The 26509-nt window shown below is 51.6% G+C and carries 27 protein-coding genes, 1 pseudogene and 1 riboswitch; of the genes and pseudogenes, 26 read left to right on the top strand and 2 right to left on the bottom strand.

Annotated elements, in window-relative coordinates:
- Nucleotides 1-891 (top strand): peptide chain release factor N(5)-glutamine methyltransferase, encoded by an 891-nt coding sequence (gene prmC / locus AC3RCL_RS29790; protein WP_492533567.1) that lies wholly within the window; start codon nucleotides 1-3, stop codon nucleotides 889-891.
- A 635-nt stretch (nucleotides 892-1526) separates the two neighbouring features.
- Nucleotides 1527-2714, top strand: a complete 1188-nt coding sequence (locus AC3RCL_RS29785; protein WP_492533565.1) for an FtsW/RodA/SpoVE family cell cycle protein — start codon at nucleotides 1527-1529, stop codon at nucleotides 2712-2714.
- A gap of 266 nt (nucleotides 2715-2980) precedes the next feature.
- Here AC3RCL_RS29785 and AC3RCL_RS29780 read toward each other — a convergent pair.
- Nucleotides 2981-3111 (bottom strand): annotated as a pseudogene (locus AC3RCL_RS29780) (transposase); the annotation flags it as partial.
- Nucleotides 3112-3357: 246 nt separating this feature from the next.
- Nucleotides 3358-3885: a hypothetical protein gene (locus tag AC3RCL_RS29775; protein WP_492533564.1), complete on the bottom strand. Its 528-nt coding sequence runs from the start codon at nucleotides 3883-3885 to the stop codon at nucleotides 3358-3360.
- 280 nt (nucleotides 3886-4165) lie between these two features.
- Here AC3RCL_RS29775 and spoIIR point away from each other — a divergent pair, with 280 nt between their 5' ends.
- The 24 genes from spoIIR to spoIIID all read left to right on the top strand — a co-directional run bounded on the left by spoIIR (nucleotide 4166) and on the right by spoIIID (nucleotide 26402).
- Nucleotides 4166-4864 (top strand): stage II sporulation protein R, encoded by a 699-nt coding sequence (spoIIR, locus tag AC3RCL_RS29770; RefSeq protein ID WP_492533562.1) that lies wholly within the window; start codon nucleotides 4166-4168, stop codon nucleotides 4862-4864.
- A 198-nt stretch (nucleotides 4865-5062) separates the two neighbouring features.
- On the top strand, nucleotides 5063-6241 hold the full coding sequence (locus tag AC3RCL_RS29765) for an L-threonylcarbamoyladenylate synthase (RefSeq protein ID WP_492533560.1): 1179 nt from the start codon (nucleotides 5063-5065) through the stop codon (nucleotides 6239-6241).
- A 69-nt stretch (nucleotides 6242-6310) separates the two neighbouring features.
- Complete coding sequence (locus tag AC3RCL_RS29760; RefSeq protein WP_492533558.1) at nucleotides 6311-6874, top strand: manganese efflux pump MntP; 564 nt, start codon at nucleotides 6311-6313, stop codon at nucleotides 6872-6874.
- 56 nt (nucleotides 6875-6930) lie between these two features.
- Nucleotides 6931-7518 carry a low molecular weight protein arginine phosphatase gene (locus tag AC3RCL_RS29755; RefSeq protein WP_009590545.1) on the top strand — a complete coding sequence of 196 codons (588 nt, stop codon included), beginning with the start codon at nucleotides 6931-6933 and terminating at the stop codon, nucleotides 7516-7518.
- A 107-nt stretch (nucleotides 7519-7625) separates the two neighbouring features.
- Nucleotides 7626-7707: riboswitch (ZMP/ZTP riboswitch) on the top strand.
- A gap of 114 nt (nucleotides 7708-7821) precedes the next feature.
- A complete protein-coding gene (gene rpiB / locus AC3RCL_RS29750) occupies nucleotides 7822-8286 on the top strand; it encodes a ribose 5-phosphate isomerase B (RefSeq protein WP_492533556.1) in 465 nt (154 codons plus the stop codon).
- A gap of 80 nt (nucleotides 8287-8366) precedes the next feature.
- A complete protein-coding gene (locus AC3RCL_RS29745) occupies nucleotides 8367-8951 on the top strand; it encodes a TIGR01440 family protein (RefSeq protein WP_492533554.1) in 585 nt (194 codons plus the stop codon).
- Between the two features lie 278 nt (nucleotides 8952-9229).
- Entirely contained in the window at nucleotides 9230-10480 is a 1251-nt protein-coding gene (gene glyA / locus AC3RCL_RS29740; RefSeq protein WP_009590552.1) for a serine hydroxymethyltransferase, read from the top strand.
- A 335-nt stretch (nucleotides 10481-10815) separates the two neighbouring features.
- On the top strand, nucleotides 10816-11445 hold the full coding sequence (upp, locus tag AC3RCL_RS29735) for a uracil phosphoribosyltransferase (protein ID WP_009590550.1): 630 nt from the start codon (nucleotides 10816-10818) through the stop codon (nucleotides 11443-11445).
- A gap of 68 nt (nucleotides 11446-11513) precedes the next feature.
- Complete coding sequence (gene wecB, locus AC3RCL_RS29730; protein ID WP_096775855.1) at nucleotides 11514-12671, top strand: non-hydrolyzing UDP-N-acetylglucosamine 2-epimerase; 1158 nt, start codon at nucleotides 11514-11516, stop codon at nucleotides 12669-12671.
- Between the two features lie 175 nt (nucleotides 12672-12846).
- Nucleotides 12847-13077 carry an AtpZ/AtpI family protein gene (locus tag AC3RCL_RS29725; protein ID WP_009590543.1) on the top strand — a complete coding sequence of 77 codons (231 nt, stop codon included), beginning with the start codon at nucleotides 12847-12849 and terminating at the stop codon, nucleotides 13075-13077.
- The gene (locus AC3RCL_RS29720) at nucleotides 13074-13451 is read left to right on the top strand and encodes an ATP synthase subunit I (RefSeq protein WP_015737749.1); all 378 of its coding nucleotides are present in this window, start codon (nucleotides 13074-13076) and stop codon (nucleotides 13449-13451) included. Before AC3RCL_RS29725 ends, AC3RCL_RS29720 begins: the two co-directional genes overlap by 4 nt.
- Nucleotides 13452-13486: 35 nt before the next feature.
- On the top strand, nucleotides 13487-14248 hold the full coding sequence (gene atpB, locus AC3RCL_RS29715) for a F0F1 ATP synthase subunit A (protein WP_251501320.1): 762 nt from the start codon (nucleotides 13487-13489) through the stop codon (nucleotides 14246-14248).
- Nucleotides 14249-14354: 106 nt separating this feature from the next.
- Entirely contained in the window at nucleotides 14355-14567 is a 213-nt protein-coding gene (gene atpE, locus AC3RCL_RS29710) for a F0F1 ATP synthase subunit C (RefSeq protein ID WP_007128780.1), read from the top strand.
- A 95-nt stretch (nucleotides 14568-14662) separates the two neighbouring features.
- Nucleotides 14663-15151, top strand: coding sequence for a F0F1 ATP synthase subunit B (atpF, locus tag AC3RCL_RS29705; protein ID WP_009590554.1), 489 nt, complete (start codon nucleotides 14663-14665; stop codon nucleotides 15149-15151).
- A complete protein-coding gene (locus AC3RCL_RS29700; RefSeq protein ID WP_096775856.1) occupies nucleotides 15148-15693 on the top strand; it encodes a F0F1 ATP synthase subunit delta in 546 nt (181 codons plus the stop codon). The genes atpF and AC3RCL_RS29700 overlap by 4 nt, the downstream gene beginning before the upstream one ends.
- An 18-nt stretch (nucleotides 15694-15711) precedes the next feature.
- Complete coding sequence (atpA, locus tag AC3RCL_RS29695) at nucleotides 15712-17226, top strand: F0F1 ATP synthase subunit alpha (RefSeq protein WP_015737746.1); 1515 nt, start codon at nucleotides 15712-15714, stop codon at nucleotides 17224-17226.
- A 227-nt stretch (nucleotides 17227-17453) separates the two neighbouring features.
- Nucleotides 17454-18314 (top strand): ATP synthase F1 subunit gamma, encoded by an 861-nt coding sequence (gene atpG / locus AC3RCL_RS29690; RefSeq protein WP_194539938.1) that lies wholly within the window; start codon nucleotides 17454-17456, stop codon nucleotides 18312-18314.
- 118 nt (nucleotides 18315-18432) lie between these two features.
- On the top strand, nucleotides 18433-19833 hold the full coding sequence (gene atpD / locus AC3RCL_RS29685) for a F0F1 ATP synthase subunit beta (protein ID WP_076323983.1): 1401 nt from the start codon (nucleotides 18433-18435) through the stop codon (nucleotides 19831-19833).
- A 99-nt stretch (nucleotides 19834-19932) separates the two neighbouring features.
- A complete protein-coding gene (locus AC3RCL_RS29680; RefSeq protein ID WP_492533547.1) occupies nucleotides 19933-20337 on the top strand; it encodes a F0F1 ATP synthase subunit epsilon in 405 nt (134 codons plus the stop codon).
- Nucleotides 20338-21000: 663 nt separating this feature from the next.
- Entirely contained in the window at nucleotides 21001-21255 is a 255-nt protein-coding gene (locus AC3RCL_RS29675; protein WP_009590551.1) for a DUF1146 family protein, read from the top strand.
- A gap of 501 nt (nucleotides 21256-21756) precedes the next feature.
- Nucleotides 21757-23103 carry a UDP-N-acetylglucosamine 1-carboxyvinyltransferase gene (gene murA, locus AC3RCL_RS29670; RefSeq protein WP_176502510.1) on the top strand — a complete coding sequence of 449 codons (1347 nt, stop codon included), beginning with the start codon at nucleotides 21757-21759 and terminating at the stop codon, nucleotides 23101-23103.
- Nucleotides 23104-23426: 323 nt separating this feature from the next.
- Entirely contained in the window at nucleotides 23427-25001 is a 1575-nt protein-coding gene (spoIID, locus tag AC3RCL_RS29665; RefSeq protein WP_492533545.1) for a stage II sporulation protein D, read from the top strand.
- A gap of 111 nt (nucleotides 25002-25112) precedes the next feature.
- Nucleotides 25113-25853 (top strand): peptidoglycan DD-metalloendopeptidase family protein, encoded by a 741-nt coding sequence (locus AC3RCL_RS29660; protein ID WP_492533543.1) that lies wholly within the window; start codon nucleotides 25113-25115, stop codon nucleotides 25851-25853.
- Nucleotides 25854-26117: 264 nt separating this feature from the next.
- Nucleotides 26118-26402 (top strand): sporulation transcriptional regulator SpoIIID, encoded by a 285-nt coding sequence (gene spoIIID, locus AC3RCL_RS29655; RefSeq protein ID WP_009594246.1) that lies wholly within the window; start codon nucleotides 26118-26120, stop codon nucleotides 26400-26402.
- Nucleotides 26403-26509 lie beyond the last annotated feature (107 nt).

Below are 26509 nucleotides of genomic sequence, written 5' to 3'. Positions count from 1 at the left end.
TTGAAGCGGACGATATTTGAATTGACGCCGCAGCGCAGCGTAAGAGAAGCCTTTGTGGAGGCTTCTTCTTTTTTAGACGGCATGCGGGTGATGGAGCCGCAGCGGAATGCGCAGCTGCTGCTGGAGCATGTGCTGGGATTGTCGGGAACCTCATATTATATGGCGCTCGCGGAGCCGTTTCCGGCGGACCGTCGCCGCGCCCTGGAAGAAGCGATCAATCGAAAAGCGCAAGGCGTTCCGGCGCAGTACATTATCGGCGAACAGGAGTTTTACGGCCGGCCGTTTGAAGTTACGCCGGCGGTGCTCATTCCGCGCCCGGAAACGGAGCTGCTCGTGGAAGCGGTGCTGAAGTACGGACGGGAGCTCACCCCGCGACCGGATGGAGGGCTGAAGGTCGTCGACATCGGCACAGGCAGCGGGGCCATTGCCATTACGTTGGCTTTGCAGTCAAAGGGATGGGATGTGTTGGCGAGCGATATTTCGCCCGATGCGCTGGAGGTTGCCGCGCGGAACGCGAAGAAGCTGGGCGCCCAGGTTGAGTTCCGGCAGGGGAACCTGCTGGAGCCGTTTGCCGGCACGGGGCCGGACATCCTCGTCTCCAATCCACCGTACATTCCGGCGGAGGATATCGAAGAGCTGCAGCCGGAAGTCCGGGACTATGAACCGCGTACGGCTCTGGACGGCGGGCCGGACGGATTGAATCCGTACCGGATCATGATGGCGCAGCTGCCCTTGCTGTCGGCGCCGCCGCGCCTGATCGCTTTTGAGCTGGGCATGGGACAGGCCGGGGATGTAGCGGAGCTGCTGCGGAAGGCAGGATACTGGGAGGAAATCGTCACGGTACCCGATTTGGCGGGGATTGACCGGCATGTTCTGGGAATTTTCCACTGAACGTTTTTGCCAATTCAGGCTCTCTCGGGTGCTGAGAATTTTGTCTCCTGACGCTTACGAATTGTGTTGAAGATTGATTTTTTTAAAAATAAAGGTAGGCTGTCACTACGTTTATCCTCGTATAGCTTGAGGGTCCAAATAGAGATTAACCAATTCGGTACAAGGGGATTTGACATGTTTCAGAAACTAAAGAACATTAACCTGGTTTTTAGTTGCTGTCCTGTTGGCATTTATGATCCAATCTTGAAGATCTTCACAGGAAGATGATTCTGTTCTATATTGTGGGCTTCATTGGATTACAGGCTGTTAATCATATACGCTTAGTACATTTATGGGGGCCGATGTTGGGAAATCAAGAGATGCTATTGAATACAGCAGCATCTCTTTTGTGTTTGGAGTGGGATAAACCACAGGATGCTTATGAATTGTGTTCATGGTAGAAATCTTTTAGAATATCAATAGGGGCAGTATGGGCATGTTCCCTGAAAACTCTTAATGCCACACTGTTTCCCGGGTTTTTCATCATATCTGTATCCACCATAAATACAGGCAAACTTTCTTGTCAAATAATCGTTATATAGCCTGAACAGGCAAATCGGAGTATTAAAAGCTCCGGGCACAGGGGGACCAAAAGCATGCTTCGGAAATTTAAGAAGATGGATTACGTTATTGTTTTTGTACTGGTTTTGTTGATGGGAATCAGCATTACGTCATTATACAGTGCGACCCAGGGAACGAAATGGGACGGCTATCATATAAATATGATTCTGTTTTATATCGTGGGGTTTATAGCCTTTTTTGGAATGAGCTTGCTAGACTACCGGGTTCTCACGAAGTATGCTCTATATATTTACCTTGGAGGATTGGCATTGCTGGTGTTTGTAATGTTCTTTGGGGCAGAAATAAATGGATCAAAGGGGTGGATTAAACTCGGTTTTACGAGCTTGCAGCCTGCCGAGATGTTCAAGCTAGTCCTGATAATTTTTTTAACATATGTATTGGTTCGTAAAAATAAACAGCAGCTGTCCTTTTTCCAAGATGTGATCCCGATCGGTCTGCTTGCATTCATTCCCTTTGCACTCGTTATGGGGATCAATGACCTCGGAAATGCGCTCAGTTACGTCATAATTCTGCTTGGATTGCTTTGGATTGGGAATGTAAAAATATCCCATGCTTTGATTGGCTTGGTTCTGTTAGCTGGTTCAGCCTTCGGTGGAATACAAGCATACATTCATTATCATGACGAAATTTCAGCATTCATGAAGGAAGGGAGTCGTTCGCACTGGCTGGATCGAATTGATCCGTGGCTTATGCCTGAAGAGTCTGATATAGCTGGTGCTGGCTATCATACGCATAATGCTAAATTGGCTATTGCTTCCGGTGGGATGAGTGGAGAAGGTTATATGCAGGGGTCATCGGTGCAATCGGGCCGAGTACCGTACACCTATTCGGATTCAATTTTCGTGCAGATAGCTGAGGAATATGGATTTATTGGCTCTTCTATACTACTCCTGCTGTATTTTATTTTGATTCACCGTATGATACTGATTTCTCTCGAGTCTCGCGAACGTGCCGGTCCGTTTCTCATAATTGGGATCGTCTCCATGTTCTTATATCAGATCTTCGAGAATATCGGGATGTTTATCGGTTTGATGCCGCTGACGGGGATTACGCTGCCCTTCATCAGTTACGGGGGAACGTCCCTTGTGATTAGTATGGCAAGTCTCGGGGTCGCCATGAGCGTCAAGCTGCATGGTCAGGAAGTGGAGGAAGATATGCCGGATCCGCATGCATATCGTCCGGCACCCGCTAAGCAGGCGTAGCGGTTTACTTGCAGTGCTCCAGAGGCGTAGCCAAGCGTCGATCGAATAAACATGGCTGTAAGCCGTTACGAAGAACCGAATCATCATTGATGTGAAAAGATGAGGGTGTCCCAAAAGTAAACTTTGAGACACCCTCTCTGATTGTGATCTATTGGAGCCGAAGGCAAAACGAATCGTATTAAATAAAATTAATAATGTGTCATTAAGCATGCTTTTTGAGATAGGATAAAAACTTGTAAAAACGTATCTAAACCCCATCTTTACTAAACTTCTCCAATGGCGTCTACAATGCCCTTCAGCCCATCTGAAATAAAGAGAAGCACTTCTTGTGTACCACACGTTCCCGAACATCTTGCATAAGTTCTTTCCATACTTAGGCCGATTCCGTTGGCGCAATGGCGTTGTGGTAACTCAATTCTACAAGAAAAGGTCTTCCTTTTTCTATTTACTATTTACACAAGATATTTTACGCTCTCAAATGGGCGGGTAATATGGCTATAAATTTTTCAGCGCAACCAGCAAGTTATATAAGCTATAATAGCAATGTATTATAAATAACAAAGACCCGAAAACAGTTTAGTTAGGCCTGTTTTCGGGTCTTTGTTTATTTTAGTTAATGTAAGTATAGTTAAACGTTTTTTTGCTATCGTGAGATCGTCGTATAACCCCCGAGAGTTGACCAGGAACCATCAAGATTTTGATACCCAAAGTAGTAATTCTTAGATTTGTCGAGGTTATAGAAACGGATATTTACGTCTGAACCGTTTCCGTTGGTCGTTCCATTTGTTTCAGTAACAGCTTTTTTAGTCGAGGCGTCAAAACATATAATTTTATATTTGTAGCTACCACTTGGATTACCTGTTTCTTCCCAAATGCGCCCTCTCATAAACAATTCGCCATTTGAATTAGGAGTAAAATAATAATTAGTATATAAAATATTATACAAAGAAGAGAACTGTGCATCATAAGGGCCGTTGCCCAAATTCCAGTGGGAAGTTGGGGCGCTAGTTCCGTAAGGAACAATATCAGTAATAGATTGACTTATAGTAGTTTCTGTTGATACAGGAGTGTTCTGGTGGTTAACCAACTCAACTTCAGCGGCAAAAGTAGTAGAGATGGACGTCACTGAAAGAGCCATCATAGTAGCAACTATAATTTTTTTTGTATTCATACAAATCTACCTCTTTTCTTATAATGAATTTTAAATTATAAAGAACTATCCTCCTTATTTGGAATATAATTACTTTATGTAGAAATAGTAACAACTAATATTACTGTTGTCAAATTTTATACATTATTAAATTAATTCTATATATTGTTTTTGATTCTATTATTTATTGAGTATATGAGATTCAAAAATGAAAAATAAAGTATTCTACGTTTGAATCTCTCAATACCGGACATACTGATAGCATCATAGAGTTTCGTTCATAGAGAGGCGGTTGTCCGAGATGAAAAATTATAGTGAAACCCTCCGTATTATCGTGAAAAAAATGGTTGTGCTCTTATCCTGCATGTTTATGGTCATCATGGCTTGGGAGGGACAGCAGATCGATGCTTCCGTTGTTGGCGGTCCGATCCCTCAAGAATCGATACGGCTTCGCATTCTCGCGAATTCAGATAACCCGTCCGATCAGCTCGTCAAAAGAGAGATTCGAGACGCGGTCGTTGAGCAAATGCAGATGTGGGTCCTGGAGCTGGAGAACCCGCAAAGCCTGGAAGACGCCAAAGCATTAACCCGGCAGCATCTTCCGGAAATCCGCCAGCTGGTGGGTGAAGAGCTGAGAAAAAGAGGGATCACCTACAATTACCATGTAGAGCTTGGCGTCGTGCCGTTCCCGACCAAATTGTACGGGGGCACGGTGTATCCGGCGGGCGATTACGATGCGCTGCGGATTACGTTAGGCGAAGGTCAAGGACAAAACTGGTGGTGCGTCCTGTTCCCGCCGCTGTGCTTCATCGACGGCGGCAGCGGGGATGCGGCAGCTCAGCCTGTCGAGACGGGAATTCAAACGGTGTCCGCCGATGCGGGCGACAACGCTTCTCCGGATGAAGCCCCGAAGAAGGCAAGCGAAAGCGAGCCGGAGGTCCGCTTCTTCCTGTGGGATATGTTCCTGGGCCTCTGGAATTGGGTGGCAAGCTTGTTCTAGGATGATCCCGCGTACTGATTTCCAATACGGACAGGGTATGATAAACTTGGATGAAGAAGAGTGCTTTCTCTTTGGCGCGACCGGTTTCCATGGGAACCGGCACGGGACTGAAGAACGAGAAGCGCTTTTTCTTTTGGAGTATAGGCAAAACGCGTTTGGATGTTTATATATTTCATATACAGAAAGCTTGGGATAGGTATGGAACAGAACGGAAATGACAAGGAACGCAACCTGCAGCGGGAACAAGGCTCCCGGAATGCTGCATCGAAGCCAACCAAAGTGTGGCACGTCTTAAGCTCCCTCTCCAAGGAGAGCCTCGGGTCCGAGAAGGAAGCGAAGCAGGCGCTGCACGAAGCAGGCCAGGTGCTTGCACAGGGCGGTACGGTGGCTTTTCCGACGGAAACGGTGTACGGACTTGGTGCTGACGCCGGCAATACGGAGGCGGTCGAGCGCATCTTCGCCGCCAAAGGTCGGCCATCGGACAATCCGTTGATCGTGCATATCTCGGAGCTGGCTCAGCTTGACGGCTTGGTCCGGCAGGTGAACGAGACGGAGCGGGCGCTGATGGCGTCGTTCTGGCCCGGACCGCTGTCGCTGGTGCTGCCCGTGAAACCGGGCGCCATATCGCCTCGCGTGACGGCCGGGCTCGATACGGTTGCCGTGCGGATGCCGGATCACCCCGTGGCGCTGGCTCTGATCAGCGCCGCCGGTTGTCCGCTTGCCGCACCGAGCGCGAATCGCTCCGGCCGGCCAAGCCCGACGCTGGCCAGCCATGTGCTGGAGGATCTGGCGGGGGCGATCGACGGCGTGCTCGACGGCGGCCCGGCCGGGGTGGGCGTCGAGTCGACGGTGGTGCAGGTCGGCGAAGACGGTGCCGTCACGGTGCTCCGCCCGGGCGGCGTCACGGCCGAGCAGCTTGCCGCGGTGGCGGCAAGCGTGCGCCAGGACCCGGCGCTGCAGCGCGCCGCCGGGGAGGCGGAGAGCCCGGCGCCGCGCTCGCCGGGCATGAAGTACACGCACTACGCACCGAAGGGTGCGATGTGCGTGGTGCAGGGCCCGCGTGCCGACGCGGTGTCGGCACGCATCGCGGCCGAGCTCGAGGCGGCGGCCCGGCGCGGGGAGGTGACCGGCGTGCTGTCGTTCGACGAGCACATCGGTCGCTACCGCGCGGACGTTGCCGTCTCGCTCGGCAGCCTGGCCGCGCCGGAGGAAGCGGCCCGCCGGCTGTACGCCGGCCTGCGCCGCTTCGATGAAGAAGGCGCGACTTTCATCCTGGCCGAAGCGTGCCCGGAGCAGGGGCTTGGCGCAGCCGTCATGAACCGGCTGCTGAAGGCCGCGGGACATCACATCGTCCACGTCAATGCCGATGCCGATTGAACGGTTTTAGCATGATTTCCCCCTTGTCCGCATATGGTGTACAAGACCATGGGACTTGGGGGAATGGGGATGTTGGAGGCGTCTGTCCAATCGGGACAGCTTGCGGCGATTCTGCTGATGGCGGTTGCACTCGGGCTAGACGCATTTTCGCTTGGCATCGGAGTCGGAATGAGAGGCGGCATGCGTTTAGGCCATATGCTGGCCATCAGCTTCATGATCGCATTGTTTCACATGCTTATGCCGCTGGCGGGCTTATTTGCCGGCCGCTATGTAGGCATGCTGCTGGGGCACGTCACAGGGTTTGCGGCAGGCGGGCTGCTCCTCCTGCTGGGTGGACATATGCTGTACAATGCCTGGCAGGGTGGCGAAGGTCAGCGAATTCATCCTACCGCGTTCTTGGGCATGCTGCTGTTTTCGCTCAGCGTCAGCATCGACTCCTTCTCGGTAGGCGTTTCGCTCGGGATGTTCGTGGATGATGTGCTGCTGATCGTGATCTCCTTCGGTGTCGTGGGCGGTTTGCTGTCCATTCTCGGCCTGCTGCTCGGCCGTCAGGCGAGCAACAAGCTGGGAGAGTACGGCGAAATGCTGGGCGGACTGATTTTGATCATCTTTGGCGTGATGTTTATCTTTTGACGCAATATTTGTTACAATAATCCCAAAACAACCTATCAACGGGGAGGTACGGGACCGTGAAAAATATATTGTTTGTCTGCACGGGGAATACGTGCCGCAGCCCAATGGCGGAAGGGATGCTGCGCAAGCTCGCCAAACAGCGGGGCATTCCGCTGGAAACGCAATCCGCCGGCGTCTCGGCCGTAGACGGCATGCCGGTATCCCGTCATGCGGAATCGATACTGCGGGACCAGGATATTCAAGATCGCTTGGTATCTAAGCCGCTGACCGCGAATCTGGTGGAATGGGCAGACCTGATTCTGACGCTGACCCAGTCGCATAAGCAGTATGCGATTCGGCAGTTCCCGCATGCCGCCGACAAGATGCACACGCTGAAGGAGTTTGTGGAGGATGACCGGCGGGTGCTGGATGATCTGCGGGAGCAGGACAGCCTGTACGCGACGCTCGAGCTGGCCAGATCGCTGGGCCGCGATGTCAGCGACCGCGACCGGGAGCGTCTGATCGAGCTGCGCCAGCGCATTCCGAGCTTCGATATCTCCGATCCTTTCGGCGGCTCGCGGGAGGAATACGAGGCGACGGCGGCGGAGATTCGGACGGCGCTCTTCCGCCTGCTGGACAAGCTGGAAGCGGATCAGCATAAATAGGATCGGGTTCCACGGAAGCGAAGAGTGAATCTGGATCCGGGCTCAATCTGGCTAAAAAAGCCGCTTGCCTTTCGCAGGGTATTGCTTTAAGATGAAGGTGAAAAACATGAATCCGATGTAACTGGCGACGAAGTGGATGAAACCACGATGGAGCATCGGAATATACGGCCGGTCGCCTGGGCAAAGAGCATTTGGAGCACAATACGTGCGCCGACTGCTCTTTTTTCGTCTTTTGCGTGGAGTTTGGGTTATAATGAAACAAGCTAAAACGCAAAAGCGAACATTCGAGGGGGTTTTTCATAGATGAAAATTGCATTGGGTACCGATCATGCCGGCATTCGTCTGAAAGAGGAGATCGTGGAGGTCATTCGGGGTCTTGGACACGAGGTGGAGGATCTTGGCTGCGGCTGTTCCGATTCCGTGGATTATCCCGATTACGCGCTTCCGGTGTGCGAGAAGGTGGTCTCGGGTGAAGCGGATCGGGGCATTCTGATCTGCGGAACGGGAATCGGCATGAGCATTGCCGCCAACAAGGTGCCGGGCATCCGCTGCGCGCTGACGCATGATGTATTTTCGGCCAAAGCCACGCGTGAGCATAATGACAGCAACGTGATTGCGCTGGGCGAGCGCGTCGTCGGCCCCGGGCTTGCTGCCGAGATCGTCAGCGCATGGCTGACAACGAATTTCAGCCAGGGCGAACGCCATGTCGGCCGCGTGAACAAGATCAAGGCCATCGAGGAGCGTTACCTGAAGAGCGAATCGCGATAGGTCAACGCGTAAAGCTGCTGCGGTTATTGCGTATGGAATGAAGCATCTTCTGTGAAAAAAATCATCGGGAGGACTGTGACATGACGGATATCTCCAAGGTTTCCTTGAGCGAACAGACGGCGCGGATCGTCCGCGAACTGGCCGAAGCGGCAGCCTTAGGACCGGGCAAGGTGCTGGTCATCGGAGCCAGCACCAGTGAAGTGGTCGGACGCCGGATCGGCACAGGCGGCGCTCTTGAAACGGCGCAGCAGCTTCTTCAGGGCATTGCCGAGGTTCAAGCGGAATTCGGCTTCGCTGTAGCCTACCAATGCTGTGAGCATTTGAACCGGGCGCTTGTCATGGAGCGGGGACTGCTTGAAGAGCTGCGCCTGACGGAAGTGGCGGCTGTACCGATTCCGGGGGCGGGAGGCTCCATGGCCTCGGCGGCGTATCGGAGTATGAAGGAGCCCTGCCTTGCGGAATCCATTGAGGCCCATGCGGGCGTCGATATCGGCGAGACGCTGATCGGCATGCATTTGCGAAGAGTGGCGGTTCCGTTCAGGCCGAGCGAGCGTTATATCGGCGATGCGCGCGTAACGGCGGCTTACACCCGGCCGAAGCTGATCGGCGGAGAACGCGCCGTGTACCGGCTTGAGCAGCGGGATGATTCCAAGCTGTGCGATTGAATCGAATGAGAACTCACTTTTAAGAGGTTGTTCAAAAAGTCCGCTTTTGATCACGAAGTGAATCAGGAAGTGGGCTCGGCATCGAATCTTGAATTCAGCCGGGCCTTCCGGTGCTCACGTACCCACAACGTACGCTCCGCTCCTCACTTCCTAGCTTCATCCAACCTTCTCGGTGCTGAAAACCGACCTTTTTGAACACGTACTTTTAAGTAATTTTGTAAATTTGTAGTTTAAACTTTGCAGAAAAAAATAACGATTGATTATGGGAGGATATGAACATGATGGAACATTTGCGGAAGAATGACCCGGCTGTATTGGAAGCGATGGATTTGGAACTGAAGCGTCAACGCAGCAACATCGAGCTGATTGCCTCCGAGAACATTGTCAGCGAAGCGGTTATGGAAGCCATGGGGACGGTGCTGACGAATAAATATGCGGAAGGCTACCCTGGCAAGCGCTATTACGGCGGCTGTGAGCGTGTGGATATCGTGGAGGATATCGCCCGTGACCGCGCGAAGGAATTGTTCGGTGCCGAGCATGCCAACGTTCAGCCGCACTCCGGCGCCCAAGCGAACATGGCGGTGTATTTGGCTGCGCTCAAGCCTGGAGATACCGTGCTCGGCATGAACCTGGCCCACGGCGGCCATTTGACTCACGGAAGCCCGGTTAACGCGTCCGGCCTTCTGTACAATTTCGTTGCATACGGCGTGCAGGAAGACACGTTCCTTATCGATTACGACGAAGTCCGCAAAGCGGCTTTCAAACACCGTCCTCGTCTGATCGTGGCGGGTGCAAGTGCATATCCTCGCATCATTGATTTCGAGAAGCTTGCTGCCATCGCGAACGACGTAGGCGCATTGTTCATGGTCGATATGGCTCATATTGCGGGTCTTGTTGCCGCGGGTCTTCACCCGAATCCGGTTCCGCATGCCCATTTCGTAACCACCACGACGCACAAGACCCTTCGCGGACCTCGCGGCGGCATGATTCTGTGCAAGAAGGCATGGGCACAGGCGATCGACAAAGCGGTGTTCCCAGGCTCCCAGGGCGGACCGCTCATGCATGTCATTGCTTCCAAGGCCGTTGCGCTTGGCGAAGCATTGGATCCGTCCTTCAAGACGTATGCAGAGAACGTCGTGAAGAACGCGAAAGTGCTGGCTGACACCCTGATCGAGGAAGGCCTGAACATCGTTTCCGGCGGAACCGATAACCATCTGATGCTGGTCGATACCCGCAATCTGGACATCACCGGCAAAGACGCAGAGAAGGTGCTGGATTCCATCGGGATTACCGTCAACAAGAACGCCATCCCGTTTGATCCGACGAGCCCGTTTGTCACGAGCGGTATCCGTATCGGTACGCCGGCAGTAACCTCCCGCGGCATGGATGAGCAGGCGATGGTGAAAATCGCGAAGATTATTGCCATGACCTTGAAGCAGCCTAAAGACGAAGCAACGCTGGAAAAAGCGGGCCGTTTGGTGGCTGAGCTTACGGATCAATATCCTCTTTATGCCGAAATGAAATATTAATCACAGTTTCGTCAGCATAAGAGGCCTATGATAAGAGGACCCCACCTGAAGGTGGGGTCCTCTTTTAGGAGCTGTCACATTCTGGCCAGATTGCTATGCTCGCATGCTCCCGGTCGGGTCGCTTCGCGGTGAGGATCAATATAGGCGAAAATGGAAAACCTAGGTTCAGGGCAGACGAGGATCCGGTAATAAGGTCAAAACTCATGTAAATAAACATGACCCGTGCAGGTGTCAATTGACTAGAGGGAATGATATAATAGACAGGATTTATGGAGCTCACAAGTATTTACGCCCATATTGAAATAACATTTGCATTCAAACCGGAGGGACCAGACATGGGAAAATTGGTGATTTGTGATCACCCGTTGATTCAACACAAACTTACATTTATACGCGATATGCGGACTAACACAAAAGACTTTCGCGAATTGGTAGACGAAGTCGCGACTTTGATGGCTTATGAAATTACGCGGGAGGTTCCTCTTGAATCGATATCTGTTCAGACGCCGGTAGCCGAAACCCAAGGGAAAGTCATTTCCGGCCGGATGCTCGGCCTCGTGCCCATCCTGCGTGCGGGTCTTGGCATGCTGGACGGCGTGGTCAAGCTGCTTCCCGCTGCTAAGGTAGGGCATGTCGGATTGTTCCGCGACCCGGAAACGCTTCAGCCCGTGGAATATTATACGAAGCTTCCAACCGACGTGACGGAGCGGGAATTGATCGTCATCGATCCGATGCTGGCGACGGGCGGATCGGCCATCGCTGCGATCGACGTGCTGAAGAAGCGCGGCTGCACCCAGATCAAGATGATGAATCTCGTGGCTGCGCCGGAAGGCGTAAAGGCCGTGCATGACGTCCATCCGGACGTGGATATTTACGTTGCTGCTCTGGATGAAGGGCTCAACGACCACGGCTACATCGTACCGGGCCTGGGTGATGCAGGAGATCGGCTGTACGGCACGAAATAAGAGCCGAGCCAGTCATTCGTACGACTTGAATTGAAAAAACAAGCATGCAAAGAGGGGTAATTTCAAACATGTCAAAAGTGAAAGTGATGACGATATTTGGGGTCCGCCCCGAAGCGATCAAGATGGCGCCGCTTATTCTGGAACTTCAGCGCCATCCGGAGCATATCGAATCGGTGGTTTGTGTAACTGCGCAGCATCGGCAAATGCTGGATCAGGTGCTTGACGTGTTCAAGATTGTTCCGGACTACGACTTGGACGTGATGAAAGACCGTCAGACGCTGAATGAGATCACCGTACGCGTTCTGGAGGGGCTTGAGCCTGTCTTGCGCGAGGCCAAGCCGGATATCGTGCTGGTGCACGGCGACACGCTGACAACGTTCCTGGCCAGCTATGCAGCCTTCCTGCAACAGATTCAGGTCGGCCATGTAGAGGCCGGTCTTCGCACATGGAACAAGCTGAATCCTTATCCTGAAGAAATGAACCGTCAGCTGACCGGCGTGCTGGCCGATCTGCACTTTGCGCCGACGGACTGGTCTGCCGAGAATCTCCGCAAGGAGAACAAGCCGGAATCCCGCATTTACGTGACGGGCAACACCGCTACGGACGTGTTCCAGTATACGGTTCGGGAAGGATATACCCATCCGGTTCTGGATTGGGCACAGGGCAAGCGCCTAATCCTGATGACGGCGCACCGCCGCGAATCCCAAGGGGAGCCGCATCGTCAGATTTTTGAAGCGGTGAAGCGCATTGCCGACGAGTTCGAGGATATCGCCATCGTCTACCCTGTGCATCCGAGCCCTGCCGTCAAAGAGCCGGCTCACCGCATTTTGGGGAACCACCCGCGCATCAAGCTGATTGAACCGCTGGATGTCGTGGATATGAACAATATTTACACCCGTACGCATTTCATCATTACGGATTCGGGCGGCATGCAAGAGGAGGCTCCGTCCTTCGGCGTGCCGACGCTGGTGCTTCGGGACACGACGGAACGTCCGGAGGGCATTGAGGCCGGAACCCTGGAGCTGGTAGGCACCCAGGAAGAGAATGTGTACGAACGCATTAAGGCTCTGCTGACCGATCAGGAGCTCTATGACAAGATGAGCAAAGCCGCTAATCCTTACGGGGATGGACAAGCTTCCCAGCGAATTGTCAATGCGATTTTGCACCATTTCGGCATTCGAAAAGAGCGTCCTGAGGAATTTCACAGAATGTTCACAAAGGCATAGTTTACCGTATTCTGATTGGCAAGGGGACAGCATACAGTTGAACTGTACGGTTACCGCGGCGTTTTGCGCAATTTAGACTGCTCAAAACGCTGATTTTACACGGGGAATCCATCAAATCGATTCATTGACAAACTCTTGTTATATTCAGTAAAATGAGTTGGGATTAGAGGTTCATATGAAAAATCCGAAAAGTCAAGATAACCCTTGGTTGATAGCGCTATACATTAGCGGGGCGGGCGGTTTGCTTGCCGCTTACATTCTCATCGGTTTTTTTACCGGGCGATGGCTCATGAATCAGTTGGACGGGCCCAGAGTGTGGCTTGCCATTGGTACGCTTTCGGGGCTCTTTGTAGGGATTTTGAATATCGCTCTTCTCATTAAAAAGTTTTTGGGGGCGCAGGCGTGAATGATTTGACTTCCATTGTGAACGCTGTATTTAGAGTATCGTTACTCTTATTGTCTGCCTTGTTTCTCGGATGGGCTCTCTATCCGGAATTCCGCCCGATAATTATGGGGTTGATCATGGGCATGGCGGCGGGCTTGTTTAATGTACGCTTCCTCTCCATGAAAGTGCAGCAGCTGGCGCAATTGGCTGTCGATCCGGAACCGAAAAAGTACAACTTCGGCTTCATTACGAGATTGTGCATCGGGCTTCTGATTGTGATCTTCGCCGTAAAACTCGAACAGGTATCCCTCGGCGGTGCTATCGCCGGTCTGTTCATACCCCAATTGTTGACCATTCCTGTCAGCATTGTGTTCAGTTTGAGAAACAATCATTGATCAGCGCTAACTTGGAAAGGGGTGAAAACAATTATATGCATGATTCACCGATTATCAAACTTGGCGGATTGAATATTGACCTTTCAGCGGTCATAATGCTTCTTGTCACCTGTGTGGTGGTGTTCGTATTATGCCGGCTGGCGGTACGTAATCTATCTGTCGAAAACCCTTCCAAACTGCAAAACTTCATGGAATGGGTAGTGGAATTTGTGCAAGGCGTCGTAGCGAGTGCGATGGATCTGAAGAAAGGGAAAGCTTACATATCGTTGGGGCTTACTCTGATCCTGTTCATCTTTGTAGCCAACTTGCTGGGCTTGCCGTTCTCAATTATCACCGACTTGCCGGAGAACTTCACGGTCTTTGGTCAGCCAATCCTGGCTACACTCGGACTTGAACATGGCCACTATGCTCACGTATTGTGGTGGAAGTCGCCAACAGCGGACATTTCCGTTACGGCCGGTCTTGCGATCGTTGTGTTCGTGCTCATGAACTACCTGGGCCTGAAGCTGAATCGCAAGCATTACCTGAAGCATTACATCGAACCGTTCCCGATCTTCCTGCCGCTCAATATCATTGAGAACCTGGCAAAACCTATCGCTCTGGCAATCCGGCTTTACGCCAACATTTTTGCCGGCGAGGTACTGATCACGGTGATTCTGAAAACCGGCTTCTACGGCATTCCGTTCATGGCCGCATGGCAAGGTTTCAGTATCTTCATCGGTGCATTGCAGGCGTTTATCTTTACGATTTTGACAATGGTATACATCTCGCAAACTACGATTCACGAAGAGCATTGATCAACTCGGACGAATCCGCCGTAACAGCGGTGTTTTTCGAAAGAGATATTTTCTATAGTTTCACCAAATTTCAATTTTGAAACAATTTTAAGGAGGATATTTAACAATGGAATTTTTGGCAGCAGCTATTGCAGTAGGTCTGGGCGCCCTTGGCGCAGGTTTGGGTAACGGTATGATCGTAAGCAGAACAGTTGAGTCTATCGCTCGTCAACCAGAAGCACGTGGTCAATTGCAAACAACGATGTTTATCGGTGTTGGTATCGTAGAGGTTATTCCTTTGGCGGCTACTGTAATCGCGTTCTTGATCATGTTCTCTTAATAACAATACAACGGTTTGGCGGGGAGGGCCGATGCCATCCGCGCCTTCGTTTTGTTAGGTACCGCACTTCGTGTTGATGGAAAGGAGTGACCTCAATGACAATTCTTTGGGAAAATATGGTAATCACTATTATCGCGTTTGTTATTCTTTACCTCTTGCTTCAAAAGTTTGCGTTCAGCAAATTGTTCGGCATCATGGAGCAGCGTCGTGAGCTGGTCATGAGCCAGATGAACGAAGCGGCACAGACCCGCCAGCAGGCGACTGCATATGTGGAAGAGCAGAAGAAGGCACTGGAGCAAGCGCGTCAAGATGCTCACGAAATCATCGAGCGTTCCAGACAAACTAGCAACAAACAAGCAGAGCAAATTATGGAACAAGCTAAGGAAGAGGCAATTCGCCTGAAATCCGAAGCTGTTCGTGATATCGAGAATGAGAAGAAGAAAGCGGTCGAAGAGCTTCGCAGCGAAATCGGCAGCGTTTCCGTGAAGATCGCGACCAAGCTGATCGAACGTGAAGTCAAGAACGACCAAGCTCAAGAAGAACTGGTGGATCAATACCTTAAAGAGGTAGGAGGCAGACCATGAGCCAAAATACGGTAGCAGCCAAGCGGTATGCGCGGGCGCTGTTCGAAGTGGCGGCTCAGCAGCAGAAGGGTCTGGAAGTGGAAGAGGAATTGCGGGCTGTCGTGCATGCCATTGAAGGCGATGCCGACATCCAGAAATTCATCGCCACGCCGAATGTTCCCCAGTCCGTGAAAATGAACGTAATCAGCCAGGCGTTGGCAGGGAAGGTATCGCAGCCTGTATTGAACACGATCGAATTGCTTCTCGACAGAGGGCGTGCAGAAATGTTCGCAGAACTGCTGAACAGTTATGTGAAGATACAAGGTGCGAGCTTGGGTTTGGCAGACGCCACTGTGTACTCCACCTACCCGCTTAGCGATCAGGAAAAAGAACAGGTTGCTTCGGAATTCGGACAGTTAGCACATCAGAAGATCCGCGTGACCAATGTTGTGGACGAACGTTTGCTCGGCGGCCTGAAAGTTGTCATTGGCGACAAGCTGTATGACGGAAGCATTGCCGGAAAGCTGGAACGTCTCGAAAAGTCTTTTAATAGACGAGCATAGTAGATAGGGGTGAAAACGTTGAGTATCAGACCTGAAGAAATCAGTACTTTAATCAAAAGTCAAATTGAAGAATATAAATCCGATATCACTGTCTCTGAAGTAGGTACGGTAATTCAAGTAAGTGACGGTATTGCTCGCGTGTACGGCCTGGAGAACGCGATGTCCGGGGAACTTTTGGAGTTCCAAAACGGCGTGTTCGGTCTGGCGCTGAACCTTGAGGAGAGCAATGTCGGTGTCGTTATCCTGGGACCTTACTCCGAAATCAAGGAAGGCGATCAGGTAAAGCGTACAGGACGTATCATGGAGGTTCCTGTAGGCGAAGCTCTGCTTGGACGCGTCGTGAATCCGCTGGGTCAGCCGCTTGACGGCAAAGGCCCGATCGAAGCGACTGCATTCCGTCCGGTTGAGAGCAGTGCACCAGGCGTTATCGACCGTAAATCCGTTCATGAGCCGATGCAAACCGGTATTAAAGCGATCGACGCGATGGTACCTATCGGCCGCGGTCAGCGCGAGCTGATCATCGGTGACCGCCAAACAGGTAAAACCACCGTTGCCATCGATACAATCCTGAACCAAAAGGGCAGCGGCGTTAAATGTATCTATGTAGCCATCGGGCAAAAGCAGTCCACTGTAGCACAGGTTGTTGAAACTCTTCGCCGTCATGGCGCGCTGGAGTACACGATCGTTGTTACGGCTTCGGCTTCCGAGCCGGCTCCGCTGCAGTACATCGCTCCATACGCAGGCTGCGCAATGGGCGAGTACTTCATGTACAAAGGCGAGCATGCACTCATCATCTATGATGACTTGTCGAAGCAAGCGGCAGCATACCGTGAATTGTCCTTGCTCCTCCGTCGTCCTCCGGGTCGGGAAGCTTATCCGGGTGACGTTTTCTACCTGCATTCCCGTTTGCTGGAGCGTGCAGCGAAGCTCAACGATGAGCTTGGTGGTGGTTCATTAACCGCACTGCCATTTATTGAAACACAGGCTTCTGACGTATCTGCTTACATTCCAACCAACGTAATTTCGATTACGGATGGACAGATCTTCCTGGAGTCCGAGCTGTTCTACTCCGGACAACGCCCAGCGATTAACGTCGGTATTTCGGTATCTCGTGTCGGTGGTTCCGCGCAGATCAAGGCGATGAAAAAGGTTGCGGGCGGCATGAAGCTGGATCTTGCGCAATACCGTGAGCTCCAGGCGTTCTCCCAGTTCGGATCCGATCTGGACAAATCAACCTTGGCTCGTTTGAACCGTGGTGCAAGATTGATGGAAATCCTGAAACAGGGCGTGAACCAGCCGTTGTCCGTTGAACAACAGGTGGTTAGCTTGTACGCAGCCGTTAAAGGATATATCGATGATATCGAGGTTGCTGATGTTCGTCGTTTCGAGAGCGAATTCCTTGCGTTTATTGGAAGCAATAAACCGGAAATTCTTCAATCCATTACGGATACGAAGGATCTGACGTCCGATAACGAAAACGCATTGAAAGCGGCAATCGATCAATTTAAGAAGGGCTTTGCCGCTTCGGTTTAAGCTCCTCAGGTAAGTAATAGGAGGGGAGCCGGGGTAAGCCCGGCATCCTCTTTCATCATATGGAATGTAGCTTTGGCTGTGACCAAAGTGATTTTTACAAAAGGTACGGCTTTGGTCCTAGCCAAAGCTTAGTCTACGCTTACGAAGTTAGCTTTGGCTTCGCCAAAGCTAGGTGTTTGCTTACGAAGTTAGCTTTGGCTTCGCCAAAGCTTTAAGGTGGTGAAAACATGGCAAGAGGATTACGTGATATTAAGCGGCAGATCAAGAGTGTTCAAAACACAAGGCAGATCACCAAGGCGATGGAAATGGTTGCTGCCGCCAAGCTGAGAAGAGCTCAGGAGAAGGCAACCTCCGCACTTCCATACTCCGAGAAGCTGAAAGAAGTGGTTGGCAGCATTGCTGCTGGAACCAAGGGAATCAGCCATCCGATGCTGGAAAAGCGTGAAGTGAAAAAAACCGGTTATCTGGTGATCACTTCCGACCGCGGTCTTGCTGGTGCATCAAACTCCAACATTTTGCGAAAAGTATCGAACTTCATCGCAGAACGCCATCAGTCCAAGGATGAGTATTGCCTGTTTGTAATCGGACGTAAAGGACGGGATTACTTCCGCCGTCGTGAACTTCCGGTTGTGGAGGAACTCACCGATTTATCCGATAGTCCGACCTATGCAGACATTAAGACCATCGCTAACGCGGCGGTTCATCAATACGAGCTGGGTCAGATTGATGAGTTATACGTGTGTTACAACCAATTCGTGAATGCTTTGACTCAGCTCCAGGAGATCTCCAAGCTTCTGCCCATGGAGAACATCGGCAGCGCTGAGAACCTGACGGGTTATGAGTATGAACCGTCCCCTGAAGGCGTGCTTGAGGTACTGCTTCCGAAATATGCGGAAACATTGATTTTCAGTGCGATGCTGAATGCGAAGGCAAGTGAGCTGGGTGCGAAGATGACTGCTATGGGAGCCGCAACGAAGAATGCAAGCAAGATGATCAACGAGTTGAACCTTACTTACAACCGTGCTCGTCAGGCTGCCATTACCCAGGAAATTTCCGAGATTGTGGGCGGAGCAAACGCTCAGCAATAATGCACGGTCCGAATTCTTAACTTAGTATTTAACGGATATGCGGCCATGTCATGAATAAGCCGCTTTTACGATCATCGTTCACCGCTAGAGGTGAGCGGGTAGGAGGGAAAACGAATCAATGAAAAAAGGACGCGTTGTCAGCATTACAGGTGCTGTAGTTGACATTGAATTTGAGCGCGGTCATCTTCCCGAGATTTTTAATGCTGTCAAGATTGAAGCTACGCTGGAAGGCGGCCGCTCGGTTGATTTGACTTTGGAAGTATCCAATCATTTGGGTGATAATCTGGTTCGTTGTATCGCGATGTCATCCACGGATGGTCTCGTTCGCGGTATCGAAGCCGTGGATTTGGGCAGACCGATTACGGTCCCTGTAGGTTCCGCTACACTTGGCCGTGTATTTAACGTATTGGGTGAGCCGATCGATAATGCAGGTGCCGTAGTATCCGAAATTAATAACCCGATCCACCGTGAAGCTCCTGCTTATGATGAGCTTTCTACGCAAGCAGAAATGCTTGAAACGGGTATTAAAGTCATCGACTTGCTTGCTCCATACCAAAAAGGCGGTAAGATCGGTCTCTTTGGTGGTGCCGGCGTAGGTAAAACCGTTGCGATCCAGGAATTGATCAACAACATCGCCCAAGAACACGGCGGTATTTCCGTATTTGCCGGCGTAGGTGAGCGTACTCGTGAAGGTAATGACCTTTACCACGAGATGAGTGATTCCGGTGTTATCAACAAAACCGCGATGGTATTCGGTCAAATGAACGAGCCTCCGGGTGCCCGTCTTCGCGTAGCATTGACTGGTTTGACGATGGCGGAATATTTCCGTGATCAAGAAGGTAAAGACGTACTTCTCTTTATCGATAACATCTTCCGCTTTACTCAAGCGGGTTCCGAAGTATCCGCCCTTCTGGGTCGTATGCCTTCCGCGGTAGGTTACCAACCAACGCTGGCATCCGAAATGGGACGCTTGCAGGAGCGGATTACCTCTACCAAAAAAGGTTCCGTTACATCCATCCAGGCTATCTATGTACCGGCGGATGACTATACGGATCCGGCTCCGGCTACAACGTTTGCTCACTTGGACGCAACGACAAATCTGGAGCGTAAAATTTCCGAGATGGGTATCTATCCTGCGGTAGATCCGCTTGCATCCAGTTCCCGTATCTTGGCTCCGGAAATCGTGGGCGAAGAGCACTATAATGTTGCTCAAGGCGTTAAGAAAATTTTGGCTCGCTATAACGAGCTTCAAGATATCATCGCGATTCTCGGTATGGATGAGCTGAGCGAGGAAGATAAAGCGATTGTTGGACGTGCTCGTCGTGTTCAACGTTTCCTTTCCCAAGCTTTCCACGTTGCCGAGCAGTTTAACGGCATCCCGGGTAAATATGTACCGGTTAAAGAAACTGTACGCAGCTTTAAAGAGATCTTGGAAGGCAAGCATGACCACCTTCCGGAAGCGGCTTTCCTGTTCGTAGGTACGATTGAAGAGGCAGTTGAAAAAGCAAAAACATTGTAAGCTGACGCTCCGTGATCGGCAGACCGGAACAGTGCTTCTAGTGAGACTGTGAGGTCTGCTGCGCGAGTTTTCTGCGGAAAACGGTGAGGAGGGATGGAAGTGAGCACCATTTTGTTGGAAATCGTAACGCCGGACCGCCTGGTCTACTCTGAGCAGGTGAACAGTGTTACGGTGCGTGGGGTCGAGGGAGAGCTGGGTATTTTGCCAGGTCATATTTCCTTCGTTACGCCGCTTCAGATAGCGCCAGTTTATGTGAAGATTGGCAACCAGAGAACCCCGTTTGCGGTACAAGGCGGTTTCGTCGAAGTCCGTAAAGATAAGATTGTCATCCTGGCGGAAAGCGCAGAGAAAGCGGAAGAAATCGATTTGGAGCGTGCGGAAGCCGCGAAGGAAAGAGCTGAGACCCGCCTGAATGCGAAGGGAAGACAAGATGAAGTCGACCATCGTCGCGCGGAATTGGCTCTGCAAAGAGCGATGAACCGGATTAAAGTGACGCGGAACTAACAATACAGCTTGGCTGCAATCTTGCAGCCAAGCTGTTTTTTGTTTACAGCATGGATAGGATTTCAGAGAAGCTGAATCCTGTTGCTGTGAATCGCAAGGAAAATTTCGATAAGCGGGGAAAACGCGGGCTGTTTTCTGGGAATCGCGTCGATTATAGTTGATTTTTTCATCGTTTAAAGGATCAGAATAGTAGGATGAATTCGCTAAAGCAGCTCTCTAACAGTGTCATATGAAGCTCATGGAGCCTGCGATTCTATGAAATGTTGGATATCCCAAATATCTAAGCCTTGCTTTTATAGAGTCGCAGCACAACATATAGCGTCTAAGAGAGAAAGGTCATTCCAAGAATTAACCATGCTGGAAGCTTTACCGGCCGCTAAGTTAGGGACCGGTAATTTTTTGTAATATAATAGGTATAAATAGGAGCATGGGGAATGAAACTATATCCATTCCTGGTGTTTCATTGGTTCATGATTGCGATAAGAACAGCATTTTGGACTTCGGCTAATGGCGCGTTCCTGATCGTTTTTGGGCAATGTCGATAAATTTTATTATTTCCGAGGAAATGTCGTATAGAAAGTGCTGGATTCTTAGGCTCCAGCCAAGTATTATAGAAGAGTCGGTCCTGAATAGGGCTGACAAATTCACGAAGGAGGAGGGAGTATGAATCAGGATTTATCCAATTCAATCGGTGCCGTCGGTGTTAGCGGATTGATATCGATTGTTGTTTCACTGGTCTGTATCGCACTGGCTTGGTGGGCATTACAACAAGTAAAGCTGGATTTGGTTGTCCGTCATCCGAAAGGGCCGCAGGGAAAGCTGCTGCATTTGCTGCTGGCGGTGGTGCTTGGACGATTCGTTGCTGAATTCCTAATTGACTATATTACATGGAGTCAAATGATCCGATATATGTTTTAAACGCGAAAGACGGGCGTGGTACATAACGTGTTGGAACAGCTTGTTTTACAGACACGAGTTGTAGGATGGTTATGTGTTCGGCAATCTTTTTACGTGTCTGTTTTAATTGCGGTATGAATGGTTATATCTCTGTTAGGTTGCTTCAGAAGAAGATGTCGAATAAACGCATTTTATTATGTTAACACTTAAATCAAGAAACTGATCGGGCGGACGCTATGACTTCCGGACTATAATGTTCACCCGGTAATTGTTGCGCATTGACAAGTGCTGGTCGGTCATGGTACCTTTCGTAGGTCCATACTGCGGATAACAGATGCTTCATAAGGTGGCATCATGGATTGTTCAATTCCTGATGTAGACACCGTATCAGATGTCATAAATAGTTCAAAAATCGCTTGTTTAGCGGAAAACACTAATGTTAAGATGAAAGTTAGGGAATTAGCAACACCTAATTACTAACACACGCAATCAGGAAAATTATGGACGCGGAGGGAAACCATGATGAGCAAATTTATCGTCCGCGGTGGCAAAAGACTGACCGGAAGCGTCAAAGTCAGCGGAGCAAAAAATTCAGTTCTTCCGATCATCGCTGCCTCTCTACTAGGGGAAGTTGGGGAAAGTGTTATTATTGACGCGCCTCCTCTTGACGATGTAATTACAATCAGCAAAGTATTGGAGTCGCTTGGTGCGGGCATTACATATCAGGATGAAGTGATACGTGTGAATGCAGAGCACATAACGACATGTGAAGCGCCTTATGAATGGGTGCGGAAGATGCGGGCGTCTTTTCTGGTCATGGGACCTTTATTGGCACGTTGTGGACGAACCCGGATTTCGCTTCCCGGGGGATGTGCTATCGGCACAAGACCCATCGATCAGCATCTAAAAGGATTTGAAGCTCTCGGGGCGGAAATCAGCCTCGGACAAGGATATATTGAAGCTAAGAGCAATGGCAGATTGCGCGGGGCAAAGGTCTATTTGGACGTTGCCAGCGTAGGTGCTACTGAAAATATTATGATGGCTGCCACATTGGCTGAAGGGACAACGGTTATCGAAAATGCGGCGAAAGAGCCGGAAATTGTCGATTTAGCGAATTACCTGAATGCGATGGGAGCCAAAGTTCGCGGTGCGGGCACGGGCGTGATCCGCATCGAAGGCGTTGAGAAGATGCATGGCGTGAAGCATAACGTGATTCCTGACCGGATCGAAGCAGGCACCTTTATGGCTGCCGCTGCGATTACCGGCGGGGACGTATACGTGGAAGGAGCCATCGCCGATCATCTCGGCCCTGTCATCTCCAAGATGGAGGAGATGGGGATTACCGTCGAGCCGGACGAGAACGGGATTCGCGTCATCGCTGACAAGCCGTTAAAGTCGGTGGATGTGAAAACCTTGCCTTACCCTGGATTCCCAACCGACATGCAATCGCAGATGATGGCGCTCTTGCTGGTGTCGGAAGGTACAAGTGTCGTGACCGAAACCGTATTTGAGAACCGCTTTATGCACGTGGACGAATTCCAATTGATGAATGCGGAGATCAAGGTGGAGGGACGTTCCGCCATCGTGACCGGCGGGGCGAAGCTGAAAGGAGCCAAAGTAACGGCAACGGATCTGCGTGCAGGGGCCGCCTTGATTTTAGCCGGTCTTGTCTCTGAGGGGACTACCGAAGTTGGCGGCGTTCAGCATATTGATCGCGGTTATGTTCATTTGGCGGAGAAGCTGTCCGGACTTGGCGCGGATATCTGGCGTATTTCGACGGAGGAACCGAGCACGGAGAAGGTTTCGAAGAAAGCGGCAACTGAAGCAGAGGACGCCAAACATTTTAAAGTGCAGCCAACCTGGGTATAACCGGGAGGCTGGATCTGTTCATTCAGAATAGATGCAATAAGTCATAGAAGGGGCTTTGCCGATGGAGGCAAGGCCTCTTCTTTTTTTGGGTATGCCATCATCATTGCAGGTACTCCTCCTCCTCTTATGTTGGGATTCCGGATGAATAGGAGACTCTTTGCTAGCTTGCTTGCAGTCAGCCTCAGCGTTTCTTCATCCATATGAATTTTCCCGTTCTCTTAGAATAGTTCTATCAAATACCCGTATCTCATAAGTATAAGTAGAGCGTGATGGAGCATGAACGAGAGCCTATACCAGGGGAAAAGGCACAGGAGGGAAACGCAATGAAAGATTCGAAGGTTCGTGTGAATGTGAGCACCGCAGGGAACAAACGAGCGGTCGATTCAAAAGACGTTCGGAAAGAAGGAAGTGCTGAGCCTTATCAGGTGCCGTCCGAAGGATCGGCGGCTCCCGTCTTGAAGTGGAAATTTCCTGAGGGACTTGAGAAGAAGGGCGGGCTGATGGAAGAACAAAGCCGTCGTTCAATACCGGATACAGAGGATATGCAGGAAGGGCCGCGCGGGCACCGCGGCCCGGGGAGCAGGCCGGACGCCTCCGGCCAGTCCGGCCATGGCCTGCGGGCGGCACAGACGCCGCCGCCCGAACGCCCTGCCGGCGCGCCTGCGCATGGCGCCGGGCCAGACCCCGGCGGGCCGGCGGCCATGCCGCAGGGCCCGCACTCCGCGGCCGAGCCGCAGCGCTTCGCGCAAGCGGCGCCGGGCCGCGTGCCGCGCGGCGGCCGCACGTTCCGTGTGCGGCCTGCGCGCTGGGGGCGCCGCGGCTTTGCCGCGCGGCGCCCGGCCGCCGTGAAGCGGCGGGTGCGGGTGCACCCCGCCGTCTGGGCGGTGGCCGGGCTGCTGGCCTTGGCGCTGGCGCTGCCTCTGCTGGTGGTTGCCCCCGGCAACCACGCGCCAGAGCCGCTGCCGCCCGGGCCGGCCCCGCTGCCTTCCGCCGAGCCGCAGGCGGCGGAAGAGCCCACGGTATCCGTCTATGTAACCAAGACGGATACCGTGGAGGAGCTGCCGCTGGAACAATACCTCGTAGGCGTCCTGGCCGCCGAGATGCCGGCGGAGTTCCAGCTGGAGGCGCTCAAGGCCCAGGCCATCGCGGCACGAACCTATATCGTGCAGCGGCTGGCGTCCGGCGACCGCAGCGGCGTGCCGGACGGCAAGGCCCTGGTGACCGACACGGTCAGTCACCAGGCTTATATCGCCCAAGACGAGCTGACGAAGGAATGGCGTCGGCTGGGGAAGGAAGCCGAGCTGGCGAAACTGCGGCAGGCTGTTAAGGAAACGGCGGGTGTGGTGATGACGTATGAAGGTAAGCCGATTACGGCTTCTTTTTTCTCCACCAGCAACGGGTATACCGAAAATTCAGAGGATTATTGGAAGAACGAGATTCCCTACCTGCGCAGCGTGGAGAGTCCATGGGATAAAAAGATTTCGCCCAAATACAAGACAACGGTCACGATGCCAAGGTCGGAGTTTATCGGGAAGCTTGGACTGGCGGATGGAGCCGTACCGGTATCGGCAGGCGGGGAAGGGGGTTCTTCTTTTTTGAAAGTGCTCTCGTATACGCAAGGCCATCGCATTGAGAGCGTACGGGTCGGCGGCAAGAAGTTCACCGGTCGCGAGGTGAGAGAGAAGCTGGGGCTCCGGTCCAGCCAATTCACCCTTCATATGAAAGACGGAGATATTGAGATTACGACCTACGGCAACGGCCACGGAGTCGGCATGAGCCAATATGGAGCAGAGGGCATGGCCCGCGAGGGATATGAAGCGAAAGCGATCCTGGAGCACTATTATACGAATATTTCTTTTGACAAAACTTCAAATCTTCTCTCTTTAGTTGCCCCTTGATTCACTCCGTGATCAAAAGACGACTTTTGAAACAACCTCTCAAAAAAATAATAGTGAGATAACGTATAAAAGAGTTGGCCCCGGTAACAATGGTTACTGAGGTGATTGCAAATGAATGAACAGAACAAAAATAGTAAACCCCACGAAGAAACTCCTAAAACTGTGCAAGGAGATTCGGCGGTAACGTCATCTTCGTGGAAGAAAGCATTATCCAAACGGTGGGTGTTCCCGGCAGCATACTTAGCAGCAGCGGCAATTATACTAACCCTCGTGTGGGTCTACCAGGACGCCAGCCAAAAGACGCTGAACCCACAAGAGGAAGCAACAACCGTATCGGAATCGGTTCAAGGCTCGGAGAAGCCTGCTGCAACCGAAGGCAATGACGGAGAGGCTGTAGAAGTGACGGCTAATGCGCAAGCGATGATCTGGCCGGTAGCGGACGACGTGGCGGTGAGCATCGTCAAACCTTACTTTGACGAGACGAATCCGGAGACCCATCAAAAGGCAATGGTGCAATATAACGACACCTTCACGCCGAATCTGGGAATCGACTTGGCTGCCGCCGATGACACGATGTTCGAAGTTAGAGCCGCGCTTACGGGTAAAGTAACCCGGGTCGAGAATCATCCGGTCAACGGTAACGTCGTGGAGATTACATCCGGCGATACGAAAACCGTGTACCAAAGCTTGAACGAAGTGAAAGTGAAGGAAGGCGCTGAAGTGAAGCAGGGCGATTCCATCGCGACGGCCGGACGCAGCGAGCTTGAGAAGGATCTCGGCAACCACGTGCACTTTGAAGTGTATGAGGGCGGGAAACTGGTCAACCCTGTGAGCGTGCTTCCGCAAAAATAATTTCATTTCTTCGTCATATGCGCCCACCGCGCACTTGAAGAGGGCAGGATCTTGGGATCCTGTCTTTTTTTTTTGCTGCGGGTTCGGATGGCAAGTCCAACCCTTGCTGCGCCTTGTTTTATGGAGTTTCTCTGCTTGTCCGCGATCGGCATGTCCAGAAAATAAATGGGTCCAAGTAAGCTTGTCAGCACTTGAAACCGCGAATATCCCGTCAGGCCCCTCATATAATGTACCAAACTATCCACACAGTAGGGAGGCGGGAGCGTGCACGATTACATCAAAGAGCGGACCATTAAGATCGGACGCTGTATCGTGGAAACGAGGCATACGGTTCGAACTATAGCCAAAGAATTTGGCGTGTCGAAGAGCACGGTGCATAAGGACTTAACCGAACGTCTGCCGGAGATCAACCCGGACCTGGCGGATCAGGTAAAGCACATTCTCGAATACCACAAATCCATCCGCCATCTGAGAGGCGGAGAAGCTACCAAGATCAAGTACAAAAAAACCGGCAGCAACCGTGAACCGGTGGCCACGGCAAAATCCTGATTTTTTAGGGCTTTGGTCGCTAGATTGGCGTTGAATCCCTCCCCTAAAGTATGATATGTTAAAAGCTGGTATAGGATCGAAATATGGGACCTGTTTTGCCGAAGATC

This window comes from Paenibacillus sp. MT86 (assembly GCF_058792535.1).
This window is presented reverse-complemented; position numbering and strand designations above follow the sequence as displayed.